This window comes from Hymenobacter coccineus, from assembly GCF_001816125.1.
Classification (GTDB): domain Bacteria; phylum Bacteroidota; class Bacteroidia; order Cytophagales; family Hymenobacteraceae; genus Hymenobacter; species Hymenobacter coccineus.
In genome coordinates, this window is record NZ_MDZA01000384.1 from 1 (window position 1) to 214 (window position 214).

Consider the following 214-nt stretch of genomic DNA (forward strand, 5'->3'; position numbering starts at 1 on the left):
AGCGTCCACGCCGCCCTGGGGGGCGCAGGTAGGCCCCGGCGGGTGGCCGGGAAGTTGGGGCTGGTGGTGCCGCCGCTCACGAACACCCGGCCCTGGTCGCTGATGCGGGCCGCGAAGCGTCCACGCCGCCCTGGGGGGCGCAGGTAGGCCCCGGCGGGTGGCCGGGAAGTTGGGGCTGGTGGTGCCGCCGCTCACGAACACCCGGCCCTGGTCG

1 protein-coding gene is annotated in these 214 nt (G+C 77.6%); it reads right to left on the reverse strand.

The window, feature by feature from the left end:
* Nucleotides 1-214: hypothetical protein (locus tag BEN49_RS28960; RefSeq protein ID WP_204376156.1), on the reverse strand; the 214-nt coding region annotated here is incomplete at both ends.